The sequence below is a fragment of the Natronomonas marina genome (genome assembly GCF_024298905.1).
GTDB classification, from domain to species: domain Archaea; phylum Halobacteriota; class Halobacteria; order Halobacteriales; family Haloarculaceae; genus Natronomonas; species Natronomonas marina.
Map to the genome: position 1 here is coordinate 3,192,854 of NZ_CP101154.1, position 23,123 is coordinate 3,215,976.

27 protein-coding genes are annotated in these 23,123 nt (G+C 71.0%); 15 read left to right on the top strand and 12 right to left on the bottom strand.

Translation table 11 applies throughout. The annotated features are described in order from the left end of the window. Nucleotides 1-35: 35 nt before the first annotated feature. The 6 genes from NLF94_RS16745 to NLF94_RS16770 form a co-directional block, all read right to left on the bottom strand. Entirely contained in the window at nt 36-1,124 is a 1,089-nt protein-coding gene (locus NLF94_RS16745; protein ID WP_254838774.1) for a GNAT family N-acetyltransferase, read from the bottom strand. Next, complete coding sequence (locus tag NLF94_RS16750; RefSeq protein WP_254838775.1) at nt 1,121-2,074, bottom strand: polysaccharide deacetylase family protein; 954 nt, start codon at nt 2,072-2,074, stop codon at nt 1,121-1,123. Before NLF94_RS16750 ends, NLF94_RS16745 begins: the two co-directional genes overlap by 4 nt. Continuing rightward, the gene (locus NLF94_RS16755; protein ID WP_254838776.1) at nt 2,064-3,449 is read right to left on the bottom strand and encodes a sulfatase family protein; all 1,386 of its coding nucleotides are present in this window, start codon (nt 3,447-3,449) and stop codon (nt 2,064-2,066) included. The genes NLF94_RS16750 and NLF94_RS16755 overlap by 11 nt, the downstream gene beginning before the upstream one ends. 62 nt (nt 3,450-3,511) lie before the next feature. Further along, complete coding sequence (locus NLF94_RS16760; protein WP_254838777.1) at nt 3,512-4,678, bottom strand: glycosyltransferase family 4 protein; 1,167 nt, start codon at nt 4,676-4,678, stop codon at nt 3,512-3,514. Next, nucleotides 4,675-5,850, bottom strand: coding sequence for a glycosyltransferase (locus NLF94_RS16765; protein WP_254838778.1), 1,176 nt, complete (start codon nt 5,848-5,850; stop codon nt 4,675-4,677). Before NLF94_RS16765 ends, NLF94_RS16760 begins: the two co-directional genes overlap by 4 nt. 60 nt (nt 5,851-5,910) lie before the next feature. Next, nucleotides 5,911-6,999, bottom strand: coding sequence for a glycosyltransferase family 2 protein (locus NLF94_RS16770; protein ID WP_254838779.1), 1,089 nt, complete (start codon nt 6,997-6,999; stop codon nt 5,911-5,913). Between the two features lie 424 nt (nt 7,000-7,423). Between NLF94_RS16770 and wecB the strand changes: the two genes are divergently transcribed. The 4 genes from wecB (at nt 7,424) to NLF94_RS16790 (ending at nt 11,050) form a co-directional block, all read left to right on the top strand. Next, nucleotides 7,424-8,524 carry a non-hydrolyzing UDP-N-acetylglucosamine 2-epimerase gene (gene wecB, locus NLF94_RS16775; protein WP_254838780.1) on the top strand — a complete coding sequence of 367 codons (1,101 nt, stop codon included), beginning with the start codon at nt 7,424-7,426 and terminating at the stop codon, nt 8,522-8,524. Further along, the gene (locus NLF94_RS16780) at nt 8,521-9,813 is read left to right on the top strand and encodes a nucleotide sugar dehydrogenase (RefSeq protein WP_254838781.1); all 1,293 of its coding nucleotides are present in this window, start codon (nt 8,521-8,523) and stop codon (nt 9,811-9,813) included. The genes wecB and NLF94_RS16780 overlap by 4 nt, the downstream gene beginning before the upstream one ends. A 188-nt stretch (nt 9,814-10,001) precedes the next feature. Further along, entirely contained in the window at nt 10,002-10,688 is a 687-nt protein-coding gene (locus NLF94_RS16785) for a DUF7344 domain-containing protein (protein ID WP_254838782.1), read from the top strand. Between the two features lie 74 nt (nt 10,689-10,762). After that, nucleotides 10,763-11,050 carry a PadR family transcriptional regulator gene (locus NLF94_RS16790; protein WP_254838783.1) on the top strand — a complete coding sequence of 96 codons (288 nt, stop codon included), beginning with the start codon at nt 10,763-10,765 and terminating at the stop codon, nt 11,048-11,050. Nucleotides 11,051-11,062: 12 nt separating this feature from the next. Here the strand turns inward: NLF94_RS16790 and NLF94_RS16795 are convergent, their stop codons facing one another. After that, the gene (locus NLF94_RS16795; protein WP_254838784.1) at nt 11,063-11,419 is read right to left on the bottom strand and encodes a HalOD1 output domain-containing protein; all 357 of its coding nucleotides are present in this window, start codon (nt 11,417-11,419) and stop codon (nt 11,063-11,065) included. 311 nt (nt 11,420-11,730) lie between these two features. Between NLF94_RS16795 and NLF94_RS16800 the strand changes: the two genes are divergently transcribed. After that, nucleotides 11,731-12,672 (top strand): NAD-dependent epimerase/dehydratase family protein, encoded by a 942-nt coding sequence (locus NLF94_RS16800; protein WP_254838785.1) that lies wholly within the window; start codon nt 11,731-11,733, stop codon nt 12,670-12,672. Next, a complete protein-coding gene (locus tag NLF94_RS16805; protein ID WP_254838786.1) occupies nt 12,669-12,914 on the top strand; it encodes a hypothetical protein in 246 nt (81 codons plus the stop codon). The genes NLF94_RS16800 and NLF94_RS16805 overlap by 4 nt, the downstream gene beginning before the upstream one ends. Here NLF94_RS16805 and NLF94_RS16810 read toward each other — a convergent pair. Then, on the bottom strand, nt 12,911-13,423 hold the full coding sequence (locus tag NLF94_RS16810; protein ID WP_254838787.1) for a hypothetical protein: 513 nt from the start codon (nt 13,421-13,423) through the stop codon (nt 12,911-12,913). The genes NLF94_RS16805 and NLF94_RS16810 overlap by 4 nt on opposite strands. On the opposite strand from NLF94_RS16810, the gene NLF94_RS16815 reads away from it, so the two are divergent. Both NLF94_RS16815 and NLF94_RS16820 read left to right on the top strand, forming a co-directional pair. Continuing rightward, nucleotides 13,410-14,264, top strand: a complete 855-nt coding sequence (locus NLF94_RS16815; protein WP_254838788.1) for a hypothetical protein — start codon at nt 13,410-13,412, stop codon at nt 14,262-14,264. The two genes, NLF94_RS16810 and NLF94_RS16815, sit on opposite strands and share 14 nt — an antisense overlap. Then, nucleotides 14,251-15,162 carry a sensor histidine kinase gene (locus tag NLF94_RS16820; RefSeq protein ID WP_254838789.1) on the top strand — a complete coding sequence of 304 codons (912 nt, stop codon included), beginning with the start codon at nt 14,251-14,253 and terminating at the stop codon, nt 15,160-15,162. The genes NLF94_RS16815 and NLF94_RS16820 overlap by 14 nt, the downstream gene beginning before the upstream one ends. 27 nt (nt 15,163-15,189) lie before the next feature. Here the strand turns inward: NLF94_RS16820 and NLF94_RS16825 are convergent, their stop codons facing one another. Both NLF94_RS16825 and NLF94_RS16830 read right to left on the bottom strand, forming a co-directional pair. After that, the gene (locus NLF94_RS16825; protein WP_254838790.1) at nt 15,190-15,339 is read right to left on the bottom strand and encodes a DUF7837 family putative zinc-binding protein; all 150 of its coding nucleotides are present in this window, start codon (nt 15,337-15,339) and stop codon (nt 15,190-15,192) included. Between the two features lie 21 nt (nt 15,340-15,360). Then, nucleotides 15,361-15,675, bottom strand: a complete 315-nt coding sequence (locus tag NLF94_RS16830) for a hypothetical protein (protein ID WP_254838791.1) — start codon at nt 15,673-15,675, stop codon at nt 15,361-15,363. Nucleotides 15,676-15,936: 261 nt separating this feature from the next. On the opposite strand from NLF94_RS16830, the gene NLF94_RS16835 reads away from it, so the two are divergent. Genes NLF94_RS16835 through NLF94_RS16845 form a run of 3 tightly spaced genes read left to right on the top strand, consistent with a single transcriptional unit; the run spans nt 15,937 to nt 18,669 of the window. Continuing rightward, nucleotides 15,937-17,379, top strand: a complete 1,443-nt coding sequence (locus NLF94_RS16835) for a cytochrome ubiquinol oxidase subunit I (protein WP_254838792.1) — start codon at nt 15,937-15,939, stop codon at nt 17,377-17,379. Beyond that, the gene (locus NLF94_RS16840; RefSeq protein WP_254838793.1) at nt 17,372-18,370 is read left to right on the top strand and encodes a cytochrome d ubiquinol oxidase subunit II; all 999 of its coding nucleotides are present in this window, start codon (nt 17,372-17,374) and stop codon (nt 18,368-18,370) included. Before NLF94_RS16835 ends, NLF94_RS16840 begins: the two co-directional genes overlap by 8 nt. Further along, nucleotides 18,370-18,669: a hypothetical protein gene (locus tag NLF94_RS16845; protein ID WP_254838794.1), complete on the top strand. Its 300-nt coding sequence runs from the start codon at nt 18,370-18,372 to the stop codon at nt 18,667-18,669. Before NLF94_RS16840 ends, NLF94_RS16845 begins: the two co-directional genes overlap by 1 nt. Nucleotides 18,670-18,675: 6 nt before the next feature. Here the strand turns inward: NLF94_RS16845 and NLF94_RS16850 are convergent, their stop codons facing one another. Next, complete coding sequence (locus NLF94_RS16850) at nt 18,676-19,590, bottom strand: PhzF family phenazine biosynthesis protein (protein WP_254838795.1); 915 nt, start codon at nt 19,588-19,590, stop codon at nt 18,676-18,678. Nucleotides 19,591-19,700: 110 nt separating this feature from the next. On the opposite strand from NLF94_RS16850, the gene NLF94_RS16855 reads away from it, so the two are divergent. Further along, on the top strand, nt 19,701-20,003 hold the full coding sequence (locus NLF94_RS16855; protein WP_254838796.1) for a hypothetical protein: 303 nt from the start codon (nt 19,701-19,703) through the stop codon (nt 20,001-20,003). A 44-nt stretch (nt 20,004-20,047) separates the two neighbouring features. Here NLF94_RS16855 and NLF94_RS16860 read toward each other — a convergent pair whose 3' ends face one another. Continuing rightward, nucleotides 20,048-20,257, bottom strand: coding sequence for a hypothetical protein (locus NLF94_RS16860; RefSeq protein WP_254838797.1), 210 nt, complete (start codon nt 20,255-20,257; stop codon nt 20,048-20,050). A gap of 143 nt (nt 20,258-20,400) precedes the next feature. On the opposite strand from NLF94_RS16860, the gene NLF94_RS16865 reads away from it, so the two are divergent. From NLF94_RS16865 to NLF94_RS16875, 3 genes are all read left to right on the top strand, one after another. Next, nucleotides 20,401-21,327, top strand: a complete 927-nt coding sequence (locus NLF94_RS16865; RefSeq protein ID WP_254838798.1) for a hypothetical protein — start codon at nt 20,401-20,403, stop codon at nt 21,325-21,327. A 157-nt stretch (nt 21,328-21,484) separates the two neighbouring features. Beyond that, on the top strand, nt 21,485-22,177 hold the full coding sequence (locus NLF94_RS16870; RefSeq protein WP_254838799.1) for a phosphoribosyltransferase: 693 nt from the start codon (nt 21,485-21,487) through the stop codon (nt 22,175-22,177). Between the two features lies 1 nt (nt 22,178). Next, the gene (locus NLF94_RS16875; protein WP_254838800.1) at nt 22,179-23,117 is read left to right on the top strand and encodes a prenyltransferase; all 939 of its coding nucleotides are present in this window, start codon (nt 22,179-22,181) and stop codon (nt 23,115-23,117) included. Nucleotides 23,118-23,123: the final 6 nt, after the last annotated feature.

A 23,123-nucleotide genomic window follows, 5' to 3' on the forward strand; every position in this document is an offset into this window, starting at 1 on the left:
AACGAGTTGGTTAGTGACATCGTAACCGCGCTCCATCACCCCACGTCGAGTTCGCCGAACCCTACCAGCCAGTTGTCGGGGTCGCGGACGTCGGCGCCGTCGAGCCGCCAGCCCCGCGGTTCGTCGCCGAACGGCCGGACGACGAACGGGCGCGTCCCGACGAGGCGCCCGACGAGCGGCGCGTCGCCGCCGAGAAAGCCGAAGGCCGCGAGCAGTTCCGGGTCGACGTCGTCCGCCACCGCCGACACCAGCGGCGCGTCGGCGTGGTCGGCCAGCGCCGCCCGCACGAGCGCCGCCGAGACGCCGTCCTCGCGGCCCGTTCGCGGCAGGAACTCCATGAACCGCGCGTCCGCCGGGCCGGACCCGACCACGGTCGCCCCGACCGGGCGACCGTCCCGCCGGGCGACGTAGGTGTCGTAGTCGCGGTCGGGACGGGCGTACCGCCACCCGTAGAACCGCTCGTCTCGCGGGACGTGAAACGCGTCGGGCGGCCGACGTCGGGTCAGGTCGGCGAGCAACTCGACCGGAACCGTCGGGCGGCGCTCGACGGCGACGCCGGGGGCGGTCGGCGCCCGGAGCCGTTCGCCGAGCCGGTAGCATCCGGAGACGCCCGCGGCCAGCGGCCGACGAAGCGCCGACGGGAGCCGATCGACGAGCCGTGCGGGGTCCTGAAACCGGTGGTGGACCGGGAGGTGCTCGACGAGTTCCCAGCCGAGTTTCCGGTTGCCGGAGAGCGTCCGCTCGTTGGGGAAGTTGAACGACAGCGCCGGCCCGTCGGCGTAGCGGGTCAGCGCGTCCCGCGTCATCCGCGTGAACAGCCCCTGCCGTCTGTGGCCCGGATCGACCATCGTGTCGCAGGCCTGGAACGCCCCGACGCGGCCGGTCGGCGTCCGGAGTTCCAGCGCCAGGAAGGACCGCGCGCCGACCAGATTCCCTTCGTGGACCGCGACGACGATGGGGACGCCGTCGGCGTAGGGGTTCGAGGCGTACTTCCAGTCGAACCACGCGTCCGTCGGTCTGCTCCCGAACACCTCGCCGTAGAGGTCGAGATACGCCTCCCGGTCCGACGGCCGGAACGGTCGGACGTCGTAGGTCGCCCGGCCGGCGGCCGTCTGCTCGCTCACGGGACGGGCACCTCCCGGTCGGCCAGTGCCCGCCGGGCGAGTCCGTCCATCGTCTCGACGCGGAGGTCCGTCTCCTCGCGTCTGTCGGCGACGTGGGACACGACCGCCGCCACCCGGCGCGCGTAGGCGTCGTCGGTGAGGTCGTTGGGATGGAGCCACAGGTGGAAGACGCCGCCCTCGCGTCGGGCGCGCTCGACGCCGCGTTTCGCGAGGCCGACCGCCGGGTCGGTGCCGACGGACGCGACGGTCCGCCAGGGCCGGTCCCTGAAGCCGCCGAGGAACAGCGACGCCGGCAGTTCGACGAGACCGTACTCGTCGACGCGCGGCGAGACGACCGGCGGCGACCCGGTCCCGGTCAGGGTGCCGGCGAGCGTGGCCGCGCCCCGAACCCCCGGAACCGCCGGCAGGCGGTAGGGCCGCCGCCCGCGATAGCAGCGGTAGCCGTGTTCGGCGAGGACGTCCCTGTGTCCGATCCGGTTGCGCGGAAAGACGAACGAGGAGAACTCCAGGCCGAGCCGCCGGCCGTAGACCCGCGAGAGCCGACACTCGGCGTCGGCGACCGACCGGGACACGTCGGCGAAGACCGGGTGCGAGAAACTGTGGCTGGCGAGTTCGTGGTCGGCGTCGGCGTCGGCGACCGCCGCCACGAGGTCGCGGCCGAGCCACTCGTCGGGCCGCCGGGCGATTCCCCGCCGGGCGGTCTCGAACCACGCGTCCGACAGCGGGTGTTCGGGGGCGGCGTCGTCGGCGCTCTCGGCGAGCAGCGCCCCGACGACCGCCCAGGTCGCCGGCACCCCGTGCTCGTCGAACAGGTCGACGAGCCACGACCACGAGCGGCGGGCAGTCTCGATACGGCGCTCCTCGGCGGCCGACGGCTGGCGGTCGTGGACCCCCCAGGCCAGTTCCGCGTCCAGCGAGATGACGACGCTGCCGGGACCGCTACTCGTCATAGCCGAGCATCCGGAGCCGGGTCTTCACGCCGTCGTCGACCTCGACGGCCGACGGTTCGGCCTCGTTGCTCCGGGCGACCTCGAGGCGTTCGTCCAGTGCCGCCCGCAGGCGGCGGGCCGCGTCCGGCCGCGCGTCGAGGACGTCGGTCGTCTCCTCGGGGTCGGCCGCCCGGTCGTACAGCTCTTCGGTCCCGCTCCGGAGGTCGCGGATCAGCTTGTACCGCTCGGTGGCGACCATGGCGACGCCGGTGTCGCTGTCGTGGCCGCCGGCGAACACCGCCCGGCCGTCCGGCGGGTCGGCGACGATGCCGGCCAGGGAGTCGCCGACGCAGACGGACGGGGTTTCCGCGCCGGCGAACTCCAGCAGCGTCGGCACGATGTCGGCGTTCGAGACAGGCGTCGACACCGCCCCGGCGTCGAAGCCGGGGCCGTTGACCACCAGCGGGACGTGAACGAGGTCGTCGTAGAGGACGCCGTCGGGGTGGAAGACGGCGTCGTGGTCGCCGAAGGCCTCGCCGTGGTCGGAGCCGAACACGACCAGCGACTCCGAGAGGTCCAGGCGGGCGTCCAGCCCGTCCAGCAGTTCCGCGAGCCGGCGATCGAAGTGCTCGACCTCGCCCTCGTAGAGCCGTTCGAGCCGGTCGAGGTCCGCGTCCGACGCGTCGGCGCGGCGCTCGTTGGCCCGGTGGAACAGCTTCACCGCGTGTCGCTTCCGCTCGTCTTCGCTCTCGGTCCCCTCCCGCGGGTAGTAGGGCGTGTGGACGTCCATGTAGTGGATCCACAGGAAGCGTGGGCCGGTGCTGTCCTCGAGGTACTCGAAGACGGCCTCGTTGACCTCTTCGGCGGGGACGTAGGGGTCGCCGCCGAGCTGGAGTCCGAGCTTCCGGCCGGCCGTCCCGTAGGCCGACCGGACGGCACGGGCGGCCCGTTTCGGGAGCAGTGACTCCTTCAGCACCGGCCAGTACTTCGACGAGAGGGTCGTCCGGTCGAGGTTCTCGCCGGTGTCGCGGCCCATGTAGTAGTCGAACCCCCTGTCGTAGCCGTAGGTGCTGCTGAGGTAGGGGTTCGTGTTGAAGCCGGCCGTCGCGTAGCCGGCCGCCGAGAGGCGTTCGGCGAGGTGGGGTCGTCCGGTGTCGAAGCCGCCGTCGATGGAGCCGAACATCCACGGGTAGGTCCCGCTGAAGATGGAGAGGAACGACCCCTTCGTGATGGTCGCGTTCGAGAAGGCGTTGGTGAAGAACGTCCCGCCGTCGGCCAGCGCCGACAGCCCGGCCAGCCCCGGCGCCGGGGCGTCGTCCGCTGCGACGTAGTCGTACTGCAGCGAGTCGACCGTTATCAGGACGATGTCGCGGGTCGGTGTCCCGTCGTGGCTCATGGCCGTCACCAGCCGCGGCGCTCACAAGGTTATGGACCGAATATCGGCGGACGTGGCGGCGGTCACTCGCCGTCGAGGTCGGCCGCCAGCCCCGCGAGGAACGCCGAGAGCCGGTCGCCGACCGCCTCGGGGTCGTTCTCCCGGCGGGCGCGCCGTCGGCCGGCCTCGCCGAGTCGCCGGCGCTCGTCGGGGGTCGACAGCAGGCGGTCGAGGCGCGCCGCGAGTTCGCCGGGAGCGTCGGGGGCGACCAGGAATCCCGTCTCGCCGTCGGTTATCTGGTCGCGCATGCCGCAGGCGTCGCTGGCGACGACGGGGACGCCGGCCGTCTGGGCCTCCAGGACGACGTTCGGGTAGCCGTCGAGGTCGGAGACGTAGACGAAGACGTCCGCAAGCGCGTACAGGTCCGCCACCGAGTCGACGTGGCCGGGGGCGTGAACTCGTCGCCGGACGGCCGGGTCGTCGATGGCCGCTATCGCGTCCCGGAGGTCGGCGTGGTACTCGCCGCCGCCAGCGACGACGTAGGCGAGGTCGGGGTCGGCCGAGAGCAACGGCTCGACCGCCTCCAGCACCCGCTCGACGCCGGCCAGTTTCGCCCGGAACTTCAGGTTCGTCACCGTGAGCAGCACCCGCTCGGCGTCGATAGCGAGGGCGGCCCGCGCCGCGGCCGCCGACCCGCTCGTCGTGTCGGTCGTGACGGGGACGGGGACGACGCCGATCCGCTCGGGCGGACAGCCGGTCCGCCGGGCGGCGACGCGGGCGAGGTCCGTCGAGACCGTCACGAAGCCGCTCGCTCGCTCGAAGACGACCCCGTTCAGCCCGTGGCTCAGGCGGTGTCGCAGGTACCGCGGGATATCCCGGTCGGCCCGGGCGGGAGCGAGCCGCTCCTCTTCGAGCTTCCGCCAGGGGTCGCCGACGAGGCGGGCCACAACCGGCACGTCGTGGCGGTCGGCTACCAGGGCCGCCGGCGCGCCGAGCGTCTCGAAGCAGTCCAGCAGGAGGAGGTCCGGGTCGTGGCGGCCGAGGGCCCGCCGGGTGCGCCGGGCGGCCGACAGCGCCCTGGCGAGCGGGCCGGCGGAGTCGTCGAGTTCCAGCACCGACACGTCCAGGTCCGTGGCGGCCAGCGGGTCGAGCAGTTCCGCGGGCCGGTAGGACGTGACCGCCAGCACCGACACCGACGACGGCGGCCGGCTCTCCCGGCCCGCCAGCCGGGGTGACTCGCCGGCCGTCATCGGAGCGCCTCCCGGTGAATCTCGCTGACGCGCCGGGCGTGGCCGCTCCACGTCCAGTCGTTGGCCTCCAGCCGTCGCCGGCCCGCGGCGCCCATCTTGCGCAGTCGGTCGGGGTCGGCCGACAGGTCGGCGAGCGCGTCGCCCAGCGCCGTCACGTCGCCCGGTTCGAGGAGGCGTCCGGCCTCGCTGTCGGCCACCTGCTCGGGGACGCCGCCGACGGCCGAGGCCAGCACTGCGGTCTCGCTCGCCATCGCCTCGTAGACGACCGTCGGCCGGCCCTCGGCGTGGCTCGGCAGCACCAGCAGGTCGGCCGCGGCGAACCACTCCCGGAGCCGTTCGGAGGGGAGACCGGCGTGGACCGTCGCGTCCTCCCGGTCGGCGACCGCCCGCCGCAGGTCGGTCTCCCGGTCGCCGCCGTGGCCGGCGAAGGCGAAGGTCACCCCGGGAAACGTCCGCGTCGAGAGCAGTTCCAGAAGTTCCGGGACGCCCTTCCGGTCGCTGAACTGGCCGACGAAGAGCACGAGCGTCTCCTCGGGGTCGAGACCGCGCTCGCTCCGGAGGCGTGCCCGCTCGCCGAGGGGGAACTTCCCGGGGTCGGCGCCGATGGGGACGGTCGCCACCTTCGAGGCGTCGACGAGCGACCGGGCCCGCTCGGCGAGGGCGTCGCTGACACAGAGGACGCCCTCGGCGGCCGCGAGCGTCTCCCGGACCCGGCCGGCGACGCCCGGCGGGAGGTCCTCGAACCCGTTGAGGAGCGCGCCGTGGGCGACGACGAACAGCGGGAGGTCGTGCTCGCGGGCGTACGGCAGCGTCCCGTAGCCGTCGGGGTAGATGTGACAGGCGTGGACGACGTCGGGCGGGTCGAAGGTCCGCTCGAGGTAGGGCGGCACCCGTTTAGCGTAGGAGTCGCCCGAGACCGCATAGAGGAGGCGCTTCGGCAGGAGGTACCAGAACCGGGGGTGGTGCACCGTGTAGCCGTCCCACCGCTCGGCCTCCGGCAGCGACGCGTACGCGGAGTAGGGGCCGACCGGCGGCGCGAACGGGCGCGGGGAGACGGCCGACAGGTCGACCCCCGTCTCCGAGAGCGCCCTGATGATGCGGTGGTTGAACAGCCCCTGGTAGGGGTTGATCGCGTCCGGGTGGTTGATCGCGCTGGCGATGAGCGAGTACATTGGCTGGCAGTCGGTCGATCTGGCGGTCCCGTTGGGAAGAGTATGCACCGGCTACCGCTGTCAGCGGCCCGAGAGCGCCGACAGCGCCCTGCCGACGTTCGAGGCGGCCAGCCCGAGTCCGGCGACGACCCCGAGCACCAGGAAGACGAGTGCGCGGACGACCGTCCCGCCGAACAGACCGATGAGACCGACCGCCGATCCGAGCGCCGCGACGGCGACGACGCCGCCGGCGGTCGCCCGCGGGTCCGGCGTCGGGACTATCTCCCGGAGGATGGCGCCGACGAGGACGAGCCCGTGGGTGAGCGGGTTCTGCGTGCTCGGGTCGTCGATGTCGTAGTCGATGGTGGTCGGCACCTCGGCGACGGTCAGCCCCTCGCGGGCGGCGTGAAAGAGGAGATCGAGGCTGGCCTCCATCCCCTCGCCGATCTCGCCGCGCCGGGCGACCGTCCGTATCGACTCGCGGTTGTACGCCCGGAAGCCGCTCTGGGTGTCCGAGACCCCCGACGCCGAGTACCGGAGCCGCAGGCCGGCGTTGGTCAGTGCGTTCACGACGGCCAGCCCGACCCGCCGGTAGGCGGGCGCGTCGGTGTCGGCCCCCTCGAGAAACCGGCTCCCGACGACGATGTCGGCGCCGGTCTCCCGCTGGGCGGCGACCAGTTTCGGCACGTCGCCGGCGTCGTGTTGCCCGTCGCCGTCGAGGACGACCAGGTGGGCGGCGTCGACGGCGTCGGCGTGCTCGAAGATGGTGCCCAGGGTCGCCCCGTAGCCGCGGTTCCGGTCGTGTTCGAGGACCGTCGCGCCGGCCGCCCGTGCCCGCTTGGCGGTCCCGTCCGTGCTGCCGTCGTCGACGACGACCACCTCGTCGACGTGGGGCGCCACCGCCCGCACGACGGCCGCTATCGTGTCGGCCTCGTCGTAGGCGGGGACGCCGGCGACGACCGGGGCGCCCCCGGCGTCGGGACCGACCGCCGTCGCGGGCACGGGCGGCTCGACGGCACCGATGCGGCTGCCGTACTCGCGTCTCTCCACTGTCTCTTCGGCTCTGGCGGCCCTCGCGGGCCGGTCGTCGGGAGTGAAGTTCTGTGTCACGGCTTTGATCCCGGAACTGGAGGGTCTCCGCCGCGGGTCGGGTGCCTTCGGCGGTCGCATTCGGCGGTCTACTCCGAACGAGGGCAGGTTCGGTCATTGTTAGCACCCGAGTAATCCGAGCGCGACCGACGGCCGCTCGCTGGGGGTCGTGACGACACGGACCGCCGCAGGCCGCGAGGTCGACGAGGCGGCCGACGCCGCCCCTGCCGGTCGAATCCGAGACCGGTTTAGCCGCCCTCTATCCGAAGTTCGCTGGCGGTACTCCGGGGTGAACCGACGCATAACAAAGCCCCGAAACGGCCATCGGTGAGACGTACGGAGTCCGGCGTTCGTCCGGTTTCCGCAAACGGATACCGACAGCCATGCAACACCAACTACCCGCCCCTCGATTCGGTGACGGGACCGGCACGTCGACCGCTCGACGCCTCGCCCATCCCGTCCTGAGGTTCGCCCGGCGCCGGGGCGCCGTCCGGAGGCGATCCGGATGAGCGGCCCCGTCGCCTTCGTTCTCGGCACCCGACCGGAGATCATCAAGCTCGCACCCGTGATACGCGCCTGCCGCGAGCGGGGCGTCTCTCACACGATCCTGCACACCGGGCAGCACTACTCGGAGATGCTGGACTCGGTGTTCTTCGAGCAACTGGAGCTGCCGCGCCCGGCGTACGAACTCGGCGTCGGCTCGGGCTCGCACGGCGAGCAGACCGGGCGGATGCTGATTCGCATCGAGGAGGCCCTCCGCGAGGTCGACCCGGGGACGGTGCTCGTCCAGGGCGACACCAACAGCGTCCTCGCGGGGGCCATCGCCGCCAGCAAGATGGACGTCGAGTTGGGCCACGTCGAGGCGGGCCTGCGGAGCTTCGACCGCGAGATGCCCGAGGAGACCAACCGGGTCGTCGCCGACCACGTCGCCGACCACCTCTTCGCGCCGACCGAGGCGAGCCGCCACCACCTCGAAGCGGAGGGCATCCCGCCCTCGCGGATCGTCGTGACGGGGAACACCGTGGTCGACGCCCTCGAACGGAACCGGGAACTCGCCCGGGAGAAGAGCGACGTCCTCGGGAAACTGGGCGTCGAGGACGGCGACTTCTTTTTGATGACGGCCCACCGGGCCGAGAACGTCGACGACGAGTCCCGCTTCCGGGGGATGTTGCGCGGCGTCGACCGGGCGGCGGCCGCGGCCGACGTCGAGGTCGTCTATCCGGTCCACCCCCGCGCGTCGGAACGGCTCTCGGCGTTCGACATCGACGTCACCGACCGGATTCGGACCGTCGAGCCGGTCGACTACCTGGACTTCCTCCGCCTGGAGACGGCCGCCGACGTGATACTCACCGACTCCGGCGGCGTCCAGGAGGAGGCCTGCGTGCTCGGGGTTCCGTGCGTGACGATGCGGGACAGCACCGAGCGGCCGGAGACGACCGCGGTCGGCGCCAACCGGCTGGCGGGGACGGACCCGGCGGCGATACGCCGGGCCGTCCGGGAGGCCCGGGGGACGACCGGCGACTGGGAGAACCCCTTCGGCGACGGCACCGCCGGCGAGCGCATCGTCGAGGAACTGCTCGCGGACCTCGAGCCGGCCTCGCCATGAGCGAAGTCTGCGTCCACGGACTCGGCTACGTCGGTCTCCCGGCGGCGACGATGATGGCCAACTACGGCCACCGGGTCTACGGCTACGACGCCGACCCGGAGGTGCGGTCGCTGCTCCGGGCGGGCGACGTCCACCTCGAGGAGCCCGGGCTCCGGGCGTTCGTCACCCAGGGGCTCGAATCCGGGCAACTGGAGGTGGTCGACGAGGTGCGGCCGGCCGACTACCACGTCGTCTGCGTGCCGACGCCGTTCGACGAGGCCTCGAGAACGGCCGATCTCGGCTACGTCGAGTCGGTCGGGCGGGCGGTCGCCGACCACCTCCGGGTTCAGGACACGGTCGTCCTCGAGTCGACGGTGCCGCCGGGAACGACGGAGGAGGTCCTCGCGCCCATCCTCGAGGAGTCGGGGCTGGCCGTCGGCGAGGAGGTCGCGCTCGCGCACTGCCCCGAGACGGTGCTGCCCGGCGACATCATCGCGGAGTTGCGGAACAACGACCGCATCGTCGGCGGCGTCGACAGCTACTCGAGCCAGTCGGCCGTCCGGCTCTACGAGTCGTTCGTCGACGGCCGGATACGGACCGTCTCGAGTCCGACCCTCGCGGAGTTCGTCAAGCTGATCCAGAACACCTTCCGGGACACGAACATCGCGCTCGCAAACGAGATTGCCAGACTGGCGGCCGACTACGGCGTCGACTCCCGGGACGCCATCGCGCTTGCGAACGGCCACCCGCGCGTCGACATCCTCCAGCCCGGTCCCGGCGTCGGCGGGCACTGTCTCCCCGTCGACCCGTGGTTCCTGGGCCACGACTCCGAGGAACTCGACCTGATCGAGACCGCACGCCGGGTAAACGACGGAATGTCCGAGTTCATCATCGGCATCCTCGTCGAGGAGCTCGGCAGCCTCGCCGACCGGAAGATAGCGATCCTCGGGGCCGCCTACAAGGGCAACGTCGGGGACACGCGCTCCAGTCCCGGGCTGAAGCTGGCGCGGGAACTCCAGTACGCCGACGAGAAACCGACGCCGGTGACGGCCGACGGCGGCGCCATCGACCCGCCGACCGTCTCGGTTCACGACCCGCATGTGACGGACCCGACGCTGAACCTCGACGACCTCGAGGCGGCGACGACCGACGCCGACGCCGTCGTCGTCACGACGGACCACGACGAGTTCGAGCGATTGAATCCGGCTACTCTCCGGGAGCGCATGTGCGGTTCGACCGTCGTCGACACCAAGGCAATCCTCCGGCCCGAGGCGTGGCGACGCGCCGGCTTCGACCTCCGGCGAGTATAGCGAAACCGACAGTTTTCAGACATTAATCGGCTCCTTCCGTTATCCCGGCAGTGCCGTCGTCGGTTTCGTCTGCAGAAATCCTGAGACCCGCAGAAACAGCCTTCCGAGGTTTGCTGCCGTTCAGGGTCACTCAAACGTTCGCTAGAAACCAACTAACAAGGTGTGTCTGACGGATGTAGGCTATGCGTATGACCACGTCCAGCAGTTCATCGTCGGCGGAGGCGTCATCAGGCAATAGTTCGGACTCGTCGGGAGCCGAGCGCCCGTCGACGCGGAGCGCGGGCGAGGCGTCGTCCGAGGACGGCCGGGGCGGCAGCGAGGCGTCGTCCATCGACGCCGACGCGCTCGATGACCTGCCCGGAACCAAGCGAAAGGACGGTGAAGAACTCGACATCGGGGAGGTGTTCGAACTGCTAAAGAACGAGCGGCGACGGCGGGTGATACGGTTCCTGAAAGAACAGGAGGACGGCACCACGACGCTGGACGTACTCGCGGAGCACATCGCGGCCCTCGAGAACGACATCGACGTTTCACAGCTGTCCTCGAGCCAGCGCAAGCGCGTCTACATCGGGCTCTACCAGTGTCACCTCCCGAAGATGGACGACTTCGGCGTCGTCGAGTTCCGGAAGAACCGCGGCATCATCCACCTCCGGGACACCACCCTGCTGGACCCCTACCTGCCCGACCTCGAGTCCGACGAGGAGGAAGCCGACGACGCCGAAGCGGACACCGGACGGGCGAAACTGGCGGCGGCGGCCGGTGTGGCGGTCGTCGCCCTCGTCGGGGCGACGGGTATCGGCCCGCTTGCGGTCGTTCCGGGCGTCTTCTGGACGCTCCTCTGTGCCGCCGCGCTGCTGTTCTCGGCTACGAGTTGAGCCGCGTTGCGGCCACGACGTTGTCTCCCGTTCATCGACTACTAACGAAGTACCGGTATCACGGCTATAGGGACGTGTTCGAACTCACCGGCTTCCAGCGCGACCTGCTGTACGTCGCGGCGGGGCTCGACCGGCCGTCGGGCCAGGAGCTCAAATCGGAGCTCCAGACGGAGATCGACCGGATCACCCACGGCCGGCTCTACCCGAACCTCGACACGCTGGTCGAGGACGGCTACCTCGCCCAGGGAAAGATAGATCGGCGGACGAACTACTACGAGGTGACGGAGTTCGGAAAGGAGGCGATCCGAGAGCGCCGTCAGTGGGAGAACAGCTACGTCGCCGACGGTGTGGTGTCGGAGTGACCGGCGAGCACGTCACCGGGGGTGACGGGGAGGTTCGTCCAGCGTCGGGCTCGTAAGCTCCGGCGGATAGGCGACGACGTGGCCGTCCCGGTAGACGACGACCGTGCAGTTCTGGTGAGTGAACGTCAGGTGATCACGGGTGCCGTCGCCACCCGAGGGGCCGAACAGCCGGTTCAGCGCGTCGGGATCGATGGCGTCCGACAGCGGCGGCCCGGCGTTCGGCTCCAGACCGGAAAGCGCCAGGATCACCTCGGAGACCGTCTGGCTCAGCCGTTCGGGGCCGTCCCAGTCGTGCTGACGGTGGTACGCCCCCGTGAGCGGCTCGTAGCCGGAATAGTCCCGCCGGCGGCCGTTTCGTGTACGCCTCATGCTATACCTATCCTCGAAATAACGTACGTTTCCTCCGTGCTTTGTTAACAGCCGCCGACTTCTTTCGAAAACCCGACATAGGGTAAATAATACGGAATTTACCGTGACGGTCACGGAAGCCGACACCGGCGGCCACGGACGGGCGTCGCGCCGCCCCCGGTTCCCCCACCCGGAGCGACGCCCGAGGGCCGTTCCGGCGAACGGGACCCGCCGTCAGTCCCGCGGACGACGGTCCGGGGCTCCGGGGACGCCGTCCGATGAGGCCTTGTAGGCGGTCTATACCAAAACCGCCTCTCCGCATCGCCCGGCGTATGTCGAGAGAACTGAGCGGTCGCCGCGTCCTCGTCACCGGTTGCTGGGAGTTCCTCGGGTCGGCCCTCGTCGATCACCTCGCGGAGCGAAACGAGGTGATCGTCGACGACGGGATACTCGGGCAGCCGTCGAACCGCTCGGTGGCGGGCCCACCGACCGACGTCGACCTCGTCTACTACCTCGCGCCGCGTCCGTCGTACCCGGTGGGAGGCCGCGACGGGACGCAGGACAGCGCCGAGCGGTTCCGCGACGTGGTCGAGCAAGCCCGACTGGAGGACTGTGAGGCGGTGGTCTACGCCTCGACCGCCGCCGGCCACGGCGACCGGACCGACCCGACGACCGGGTCAGTGTCGGTCACGGCGCGGGCGGGCCACGAGGCGGCGAAACTGGCCAGTCAGCAGTACGCCGAGTACTTCCGCACCCACTACGGGATGTCGGTAGCGAGCGCCCGGCTCTTCTCCGTCTACGGGGCCGCAGGAACCTACGAAGCCGCCGGGAGCGTCGTCTCGAAGTTCGCCGACGACGTCGCCAGGGGACGGCCGCCGAAGATTTACGGCGACGGGACCCGGACCCGTGACTTCGTCCACGTCGACGACACCGTCCGTGCGCTGGAGCTCCTCGGGCTCGAGGGGGCCGACGGCATCTACGACGTCGGCACCGGCACGGCCCACAGCTTCGAGGCGGTCGTCCGGGCGCTGGCGGCAGTATTCGACCGCGAGGTCACCCCGGAGTACGCCGATAACCCGATCCCCGGGGCGGCGTCAGTCGGGAGTACTGCGGACTGCGGGCCGCTACGCCGGGATACCGGCTGGGAGCCGGCGACCGACTTCGAGGAGGGCATCCGGCGGGTCTGTGAACCGTACCTCGAATCGATGCGGACGGACGGTGGCGACGCGCCCGAACCGCGGCAGGCGAGAGCTGCCCACAGGGACCGGCGATGACCGACGACACGGAACCCACGACGGGCAGGCAGTACAGACACGACGACGGCATCTTCGAGGTCGTCTTCGAGGTCGAGGAGGGGCGCGTGCTCACCGTCCGGGAGTACCCGACCCGGGAGGCCTTCGAGGACGCGGTGGCGACGGCAACCGACGCGGGTATCCACGAGGCCGTCGCGGAGCTTCCCGACCCCGCTGCGTTCGTCGACGCCGACGATCCGTCGGACGAGCGGGACGACCCCTAGGTGGCCGAGAGACGACGCCACAGCCCCACCAGGAGGGCGACGACGAGAAGGCCGGCCCCGCTACCCCCGCCATCGGCGTCCGTCACGACCGGATCGGTCGGGCTCGGTTCGTACGCCGGTGCGACGGTCAGCTCGCCGGCCGAAACGCCGGCCACTTCGACGACGCCGGTTCTGGGCGACCCGAAGACGACCCGGACGTCGATGTCGGCGGTCTCACCCGCTGCCACGGTCACGACGTGCGTCGAGACGACGCTGCCGCCGTGGGTCACCGGGATCTCGACGTCCCCGCCCTCGCCGACGTTCCGGACGGTCGCCCGGACCGTCGTCGGGCGCCCGGCCCGAACCCAGTCGGCCGGAACCGACGCCTCGAGTACCTCGATACGTCGGTCGTCGGTCTGGATCGCGGTCCCTGTCGGGGTAGCCGTCGCCGTCGAGGATACCGTCGGTCGGGGCGACGGTGACGGGGGAACGCGCGTCGGGGTCGCCGGCGGACCGATGGGGTCCGGCACCGTCGGTACGGCCGACGCCGTCGGCGTCGGTTCGGGAGTGGCCGTTGGTGTCGGTGTCGGTTCCGGCGTGGGTGTCACCGTCGGCGTCGGTTCGGGAGTGGCCGTTGGAGTCGGTGTCGGTTCCGGTGTCGGTGTCGGTTCGGGAGTCGCGGTTGGAGTCGGTTCCGGCGTCGGCGTCGGTGTCAACGTCGGCTCCGGCGTTGGTGTCGGCGTCGGGGCATCGGTTCCCGTCGGTGTCGGCGTCGGTAGCGGAACGAGCGGGTCCCCTTGCGTCGGGGTCGGCGTTGGCGCCGCCTTCGTCTGGACGGCCGTCGGAGGGTCGGTTCCCGTCGGTGTCGCCGTCGGAGGGTCGGTTCCCGTCGGTGTCGCCGTCGGAGCGTCTGTCTCCATCGGTGTTGTCGTCTGGACGGCCGTCGGAGCGTCTGTCTCCGTCGATGTCGGCGTCGGGGCGGTCGTCGGGGCTGCGCTGGCGGTGTTCAGATCGAGCGAAATGGAGATCAGCGGAGCGGTATCGTTCTCGGTGGAAGACGATCGTCCGTCGCTGGCCCCCGCACCGAGAGCAAACGCCAGCAGGACGAGCACCGCGAGAGCCACGTTCGTCACCGTTCGCATGACGACCGGTAGCGGGGCGACACGGTTCGTTATTCGTCCTGGAGTCCGAGGTAATTCCGGATTACTTCGAGATACCGGCGGCGTCGAGGTCCGAGACGGCGCTCCGTCGGCCGTGGTGCGTCGCAGCGGTCGAATCGCGGGACCGCGACCGTCGGGATTCCGCCGTGATCGTACGTCCCGGCTAACAATACCCGGCGACAGGATAGCCCTCGGCGATGCGTCAGCGTGAGAACTCCGGACCTCGCCCGCCCGCCGACCGGATGGGCGACCGCCTCCGACCGGCCGACGAGGAAACGACCGCACCGGCGGCCGACGGACGGCCGGGCGAATCCACGACGGGCGGCGACGACGCCGACGTACGGCGACTCCGGAACCGGGTTCGTGAACTGCAGCGGCGAAACGAGCGTCTCGAGTCGTTCGTCGGGGCGCTCGACCACGACATCCGGGGACCGCTCGTGGTCGCGGGCAACCACCTCGAGTTCGCACGCGAAGAGCCCGAACCGACCCACTTCGACGCCATCGAGCGGGCCCACGACCGGCTTTCGGCGCTCGTCGAGGAGCTTCGGGCCACCGCGGAGGGAACGGGCACCGACGGCGAGCGCCGACCCGTCTCGGTTTCCGCGGTCGCCGAGGAGTGCTGGGCCGCCGTCGACGCCCCCGACGCCGAACTGGTCGTCGACACCGACGCGACCGTTCCGGCCGACCGCCGCCGCCTGCTGCGGCTGTTCGAGAACCTGTTTCGGAACAGCGTCGAACACGGTTCGACGGACCCTCCCTCGCAGGCTCGGGAGGACACCGGAAGCGAGGACGCTTCCGAGCCCTCGGTCGCTGACGCTCCCGACGACAGCGGCGAACGTCGTGGCGGCGCCGGCGTCGACGTGACCGTGACGGTCGGGGCGCTCGACGGCGGGTTCTACGTGGCCGACGACGGGGCGGGGATACCGGGGCCGGAGCGCGAACTGGTGTTCGAGGAGGGGTACACGACCGACGAGAACGGGACCGGGCTGGGGCTGGCCATCGTTCGTGACGTCGTCCGCGAACACGGCTGGACGATACACCTCACCAGAGCCGAAAACGGCGGTGCCCGGTTCGAGATCACCGGCGTCGGGACGCGGCCCGAACCGTAGCAGGGTGCCGGACCTGACGGGGGCGCCTCACCGCTCGGGGTGGACGACGTCTCGGCACTCGGGACACTCCGCGAACAGCCGGGTTTCGGTGCCCTTCCGGTACCGGATCAGCATCCTGCCCTCGGGGATGGCCGTCGTGCAGTTCGGGCAGCGTCCGAGTCGTTTCGAGTTGCTCATCTTCGATTTCGCTCCAGGTGGTCAGTCGAACCCGCCCTCCACGTCGGGAACGGAAATCGCGTCCGACAGCCCGTCGTTTCTCGCCACCGCGGTCACGTACTCCGAGAGGTCGGACTCGTCGCCGTCGTCGATTCGCCGCGAGGATCCCGAGTCCGAGCGCCGCTCGATCAGTTCGTCGGTACCGGTCACGTCAACGAACAGCGACTGAAGTCGCCGCTGCCGGTCGCGGGGCTCGCTTCCGGCCGGAGTGCCGTCCTCGGTGCGAACCGCCCCCGGTGCGGTCGCCGGCACGCCCGGTGATTCCGCTTCCTCGCGGCTGCCGTCGGAATCCGGCAATATTCGTCACCGCCCTCCCCGCCGGGCGGGACGCGGCCGGTCGATATCGGGACTACACATGAGTGTCCCGACGGTACACCGAAACGGCCTTAGTTACCAGTCAGATACCGCACCGGAGCGGCTGATAGGCGGTCCCTAACGGCGTCGGACGCCGCGCCGCCCGGAGTCGATCCCGTACGGCGTTCGGACCAAAACCGTTACACGTCCGTCGTATCAACTCACACACTAGTTCGCCGGCCGCACGGCCGGCAGGTCCCCACCATGGTCGATCCAGTCCTCGCGAGCCGGCTCCAGTTCGCACTGACAACCATCGTCCACATCGTCTTCCCCGTCGTGAGCATGGGCCTGGCGCCATTCCTCGTCTACTTCACCTACAAGGAGATACGGACGGGCGAGGCCATCTACGAGCAGCTCCGGCGGTTCTGGACGCGAATCTTCGCGGTTAGCTTCGTCGTCGGGACGGTGACGGGGCTCGTCCTCGAGTTCGAGTTCGGGACCAACTTCGCGGCCTTCTCCCGGACCGCGGGCGAACTGTTCGGCGGCCCGCTCGCCCTCGAGGGGATGATGGCGTTCATGCTCGAGGCCACCTTCCTCGGGATATTCGTCTTCGGCCGCGACCGCGTCAGCGACGCCCGCTACATGCTGTCGGCCGTCGCCGTCGGCCTCGGGACGTGGCTGTCGGCGGTCTGGATACTGATCGCCAACTCCTGGATGCAGACGCCGCGCGGCTACGAGATGGTCCGGCGGAACGGTCACGAGGTCGTCACCATCGTCGACCCCTCGGCGGCCTACCTCAACCCACGCTTTCCCTGGATGTTCGTCCACATGCAGAACGCCGCCGTCGAGTCCGTCGCGCTCATCATGGCCGGCCTCGGCGCGTACTTCGTCTTCCGCCACCACGTCTGGGGCTACCCCATCGAGCGGATCGACTTCTGGGAGGCGACGCTGAAGTTCGGTCTCGTCGCGCTCCTGATAACCGCGCCGCTGCAGGTCGTCCACGGCGACCTCTACGCCCAGCACGTCTACGAGACCCAGCCCCAGAAGTTCGCCGCCATGGAGGCCGTCTGGGAGACCGACTCCTACGTCCCCGAGTACATCGTCGCCGTCCCCACCAGCGTCGACGACCTGCTGGACCCCCGCGCGAAGGACATCTTCGGCATCGGCATCCCGGGCGGGGCCTCCTGGCTGGCCAGCCACGGTGACCCCCAGGCGACGATACGCGGCCTCGAGTCCTTCGAGGGGCCACAGCCGCCCGTCGCCGTCGTCTTCTGGTCGTTCCGGCTCATGGTCGCGCTCGGCTTCTGGTTCGTCCTGCTGGCGTTCTGGGGCGGCTACCGCTGGTGGAGGGGCCAACTGCTCGAGGACGGCCTGCTGCACAAGGCGCTGATGGCGTCGACGCCGCTGGGCGTCCTCGCCGTCGAACTCGGCTGGGTCGTCACCGAGGTGGGCCGCCAGCCGTGGGTCATCCAGGGCGTGATGAAGCGCGACGAGGCGGTCACGCAGGACCTCACGGGATTCGAGGCCACGCTCACGCTCGTCGGCTTCGCCGTCGTCTACCTCGGCCTGCTGTCGCTGTACCTCTACGTCGTCGGTCGCATCGTCCGGGCCGGCCCGCCGGCGCCCGCGGACCTGGCGGCGACCGACGACGCGGACGGTACCCCGCCCGACGCGGCCGCCGAAAGCGAGGTGGCCACCGATGACTGAGGGCGGCCCGCTGACCGGCGGCCCGCTGTTCGGACTCCCGCTGGCGGAGGTGTGGTTCGGACTCCTCTTTTTCGTCCTCGCCACGTTCCTCTTTCTGGACGGCTTCGACTTCGGCGTCGGCGCGCTGTTCGGGACCCGCGACGACGAGGCCGAACGCGAGACGCTGCTCGCCGCCATCGGCCCCTTCTGGGACGGCAACGAGGTCTGGCTCGTCGTCTTTGGCGGGACGCTGTTCGCCGCCTTTCCCGCCGTGTACGCCAACCTGTTCGGCCGCCACTACCTGCTCACCTTCGGGATTCTCGCGGCGCTCATCGCCCGCGGCCTCGCCCCGGAGATGTACGAACAGCGCGAGGACGACCGCTGGCAGCGGTGGTGGGGCCGCGCCTTCGTCGGCGGCAGCGTCGCCGCCCCGTTCTTTCTCGGACTGTTCGTCGGCAACTGGCTCGTCGGCGCGACCACCGCCGTCACCCTGCCCGGCGTCCTCGTCGGCCTGACGCTCGTCGCCCTCGTCGTCGTCGACGGGGTCGCCTTCCTCCGGGTGAAGACCCGCGGGGACCTCCGCGCCGACCTCCGGGCGACCGGTTACCGGGCGCTGGCGGCGTATCTGGTGTCGCTCGTCGTGACGCTCGCCGCCATCGCCGTCACCACCCCGCTCGGCAGCGCGATGGCGTCGCCGTCGGTCGCCGCCCTCGTCGCCGCGACGCTCACGCTGGCGGCGCTCCACGCGGCCGCGACCGTCCGCGACCGCCGCTACCTCGCGTTCGGAAGCGCCGGCGGCCTCGTGTATGCCCTCGTCGGCGTCGTCGCCGTCCTGCTGTACCCGCAAATCGACCCCGCCGCCGGCCTGACCGTCGAGACTGCCATCGTCTCGACGCTGCCGCTGAACATGATGACCGTCGGGGCCGCCCTGCTGTTCCCGCTCATCTTCGCGTACTTTGCGGTGCTGTACGACTCCTTTTCCGGCCCCGTCGAGGCCGGGGAGGGCTACTGATGGCGGACGAGGAAGGCGAGGAAGGTGCGTCGACGGCCGAATCGACCGTCTCGGAGTCGCCGACCCGACCGGACGGTCCCGACGCCCCGCCCGCCCCCCGACTCGCCTCCCGCGTGTTCGTGACCTGGATAGAGCTGACCCTCGTCGGCCTGGTCGGTGGCCTGGCCGCCGACGCCGTCGGCGGCCCGCCCGGGTTCGTCGTCTACCTCGCGGCGACGCTCCTCGCCGTCGGCGTGCTGTTCTACAACGTGAACGAACTCCTCGAGCGCCGACTGCGGGCCGCCGGAGTCCCCGAGTGAGCCGTCTCAGGCCTCGACGATGTCGTCGTCGTCCGGCGCGGGAACGACGACCGACCCGTCCAGGGCGGTGACGGCCCGGCCGCCGACCTCGACGGGGTCGGCGCTGGCGCGAACCCGGACCAGCCCCGGCCGGTCGACGAAGTGGCCCTGCTCGAAGGTCATCTCCTCGGGTAGTTCGCCGTCGAACACCTCTAGCTCCCGGAGGTACGCGCCGACGGCGCCCGACGCGGTCCCGGTGACGGGGTCCTCGTCGACGCCCGCCCCCGGCGCGAACATCCGGCCGTGCAGCGTCGAGTCGGCGCCCAGGGCGTCGAAGGTGAACGCGTAGACGCCCGTCACGCCGAGTTCCTCGGTCAGTTCCGCTATCGCCTTCGAGTCCGGCGACAGCCCCGACACCGCCTCCAGGAAGTTCACCGGAACGACGAGGAACCCGAGTCCGGTCGAGGCCGTCGCAAGCGGCAGGTCGGCACCCACGTCCCGCAGCGTCGCGGGGTCGGCGCCGAGCGCCTCTGCGACCCGCTCGTAGTCGACGTCGACCTCCTCGACGACGGCGTCGTCCTGGGTCATCCAGACCGTCCCGTCGTCGACCGTGACCTCGATGACGCCGACCTCGGTCTCCAGGGTGTGGGTGCCGTCGTCGATCTCGCCCGATTCGGCCAGCCAGGCGTGACTCGCTACCGTCGCGTGCCCGCAGAGGTCGACCTCCTGGGTCGGCGTGAAATAGCGGATCCGGCGGTCGGCCTCGTCGCTCGGCGCGAGGAAGGCCGTCTCGGAGGCGTTGAGTTCGCGGGCGATGGCCTGCATCTGGTCGTCCGCCAGTCCCGCCGCCTCGGGGACGAGGCCGGCGGCGTTGCCGGCGAGGGGCTCACTGGTGAACGCGTCGACGAGCAGCGCGCGTCGGGTCTCGACGTCGTCGGTCATGTCCGCAGCAACGGCGAGGGGGGCCATAGGCGTGGCGCACCAGGTCACCATCGACGCCGACGGCCGGTGGCGGGCCGAACACCTATCCGACCGGCTCGAGTGGGGCAGGTATGGCGCTCGTCGGGATTCTCGGCGTCTCGGACGCGACGTTCGGCGCGGTGCTGACCGTCGCCTGGCTCCTGATCCTCGGCGCCACGGCCGACCGGTACCGACGAGGCACGCTGGCCGGACCGAAGGCAGCGCTGATGGCGGCGTCGGCCGCGTTCTGGCTCGGGTTCGGCCTCCTGCAGGTCTCGACCGCAGTCGAGGGCGCGGCCGAACTGGTCGTGGTCGGGGTGGCCGCGGGCTGCTTTCTGGCCGGGGTCGCGGCGGGCTACCGGTGGTGGACGACGCGCGACGTGACCCACGGGTGAGCGCCGGGTCGCCGGTTCCCGCCCGCCGGGGCGGGCGGGACGCCTCAGGGACCGTCGTCGGAGCGCCACGCGTAGCCCGCCAGCGCCAGCGAGGTCAGGAGGACGGTCGTCAGCCAGACAGCTCTCGCCTCCGAGAGCCCGAGGTGGACGACGAACAGGGCTCCGAGCAGGTAGCCGAACGGTGCGACAGCGATCGGTATCGCGGCCGTAGCGACCGGGGACCCGCCCCCGGACCGCGGACTCGTGTCGGTCATACGCTCGTTTTCTCGGGCGACTACCAACAGTCTGGCCCCGGGAGGGCGAGGTCGACCCGTCTCGATCGGTCGACACAGTGGCCCTCGACTCGCTTCCCGATGTGCGCCGAACTATTACGTGGCTCGATGGGGTCGGTGTCCGCATGTCGACCTCCACCTCGGAGGGGACCCCTCCCAAGAACCCCACCCCGATCGCGGTCGAGTTCGGCGTCGTCGCCGCCATCCTCGCCGGGCTCTACATGTGGAACCGAATCGTCAGGGAAACCACGACGGCTCTCCTCGGCGACGCCTCCGCCGGCGGGTTCCTCGTCAACGGCCTGGTCACCGGCGGCCTCCTCGTCGCCGGCCTCGTCGGCTTCGCGGCCGCCTACGTCAGCGCCCGTGACGTCGAGGTCGGCCGCTCGCTGCCCTCGCGGGCGGACCTCCCGCTCGTCGCCGCAGCCGTGCTGGTCCCCGCCGCCCTCGTCGGGCTGACGAAACTCGTCGGCACGCTCACCGGCGTCCACTACAACGCCCTGACCAGGACCGCGGTCGCCGCCGACCCCGCCCTCCGACCCATCCTCGTCGTGACCGGCCTCGGTCTGGCCGTCTCCGTCCCCGTCCTCGTCGTGGTCTGTCAGGTCCTCGTACAGGGGAGCTTCGACCGCGTCGTCGGCCGGAACGCCGGCGTCGGCCTCACGACGCTCGTCGCCGGCGTCGCATTGCTTGGCGCTACCGGCGGCCTCGACGCCGTCCCCGACCGGGGGAAGCTGTTTGCGACGATACTGCTCGCGGCCGGTCTCGGCGTCGCCGTGTACGGCCACGAGCGGCTCGAACGGGATCGGTTCCGCTATCTCGCCTACGTGCCCACCGCCGTCGTCGCGGCGCTCGTCGTGTTCTCCGTGGTCGCCGAGATCGGGTCGGTCGCCGGCGGGCTCTTCGTCGTCACCCAGCTGGCCGTCTTCGCCGTCGCTGCATACACCTACGACCGGACCGAGTCACTCCTCGTCCCCGCGGCCGCGTACCTGAGCCTGCTGGTGGCGAACCGCCTCGTCGTGGTCGGCCTCGAAGCCGGGATGCAAAGCTGGTAGCGGACCCGCCCCGTCGTCGACTCGATTCCGGGCCGACGACCACCGGGTATCCCGACCGTCGCAACCGGGTCCGGCGGCCGTCGGACGCCACGACCGGAAGGGACCGCGCCTCGGGGCAACGGACAGATTAACGACACGGGGCCGCCTTGAGTCCCCCATGAGCGACCTCCCGGACGAGTTCAAGTGCACCGTCACGAACTGGGAGTACATCTACGGGCTCTGCCGGGACGTGGCCGACGGGGTGAAGGCCGCCGAGTTCGAGCCGGACGTCGTCGTGGCGCTGGCCCGCGGCGGCTGGTTCGCCGGCCGCTGTATCTGTGACTTCCTCGGCCTGGACGACCTGACGAGCCTGAAGATGGAACACTACGTCGGTACGGGCAAGAAGGCCGACGAACCGCAGGTCCGCTACCCCATGCCGGAGGGCAGCGTCGAGGGCAAGGACGTGCTGGTCATCGACGACATCGCCGACACCGGCGGCTCCATCCGCCGGGCCCACGAGTACGTCACCGACCGCGACTGCGCGGAGGTCCGGACGGCGACGCTGCAGTTGCTCCAGACCAGCGAGTTCGAACCCGAGTTCGTCGGCGAGCGCCTCGAGGAGTGGACCTGGGTCGTCTACCCCTGGAACTTCATCGAGGACATGATCGACCTCACGAGCGGCGTCATGGAGAAGGCCGACCAGGACTCGTTCACCCGGGCGGATCTCCGCCACTACCTCGCGGAGTACCACCGCATCGACCGCATCGAGATGGAGATAGCTCAGCCGGGCCGCCTCGACGAGGTGCTCGCCGAGATGGAGCGCCGCGACGTCGTCGAGCGGGCCGCCGAGAACCGCTGGACGCTGGCGTAGCGTGCCCGACAGCCCCGCCGACGCCGTCCGCGAGCGCGCGCCGCGGGTCTGGACCCTCTGGACGGCCAGCCGACCCGCCCAGTTGCTCCTCGTCGTCGCCGTCTACGCCCTCGGGGTCGCAATCGCCGCCGCTCGCGGCGCCTCCCCCGCCGAATCGTCGGTCGCCGCCGGCCTGCTCTCGCTGCTGTTCGTCGCCGCCGCGATCCACTACGCCAACGAGTACGCCGACCACGACACCGACGCCCTCACCGAGCGGACGCCCTTCTCCGGCGGCAGCGGCGCGCTGCAAGCGACCGGCCTCCCCCGCGAACTGGTGGGGAGGGCCGCGGCGGTCGCCCTGACGGTCGGTCTCGCGGCCGCGGCGCTGTTCGTCTCGGTCGGCCTGCTGTCGACGACGGCGGGCGGCCTGCTGGCCGTCTCCGCGCTCGTCGGCATCGAGTACTCGCTGCCGCCGCTGTCGTTCGCCCGGCGGGGTCTCGGCGAACTCGTCAACGCGCTGCTCGGCGGCCTCGCGTTGCCCTGCTACGGCGCGGCGGTCGTCGGCGGACTGGACCGCGCCGTCGCGCTCGCCGTGCTGCCGTTCGCGCTCCTCGTCTTCGTCAACCTCCTGGAGACGCAGTGGCCTGACCGCCACGCCGACGCCGACGTCGGCAAGGACACCCTCGCGGTGCGGTGGCCGCCACGACGCCTGCGGGCCGCCTACGCGCTGGTCACGGTGGCGGCGTTCGCGGTGCTTCTGGCGCTCACCCGAGACATCGCGGCGGCCACGCCCGATGTCGTCCCGTGGGCCGTCACGCTCTCGACGCTGCCTGCGATGCCGCTGTTCGCGTGGGGGGCCGTCCGTTACACCAGACGCGAGACGCCGTACCCCGCCGTCGTCGGGATGGTCGTCGCCGCCGTCCTGCAGTTGCTCGCGTGGACCTTCGTGGCTGTCGGCTGACGCCCC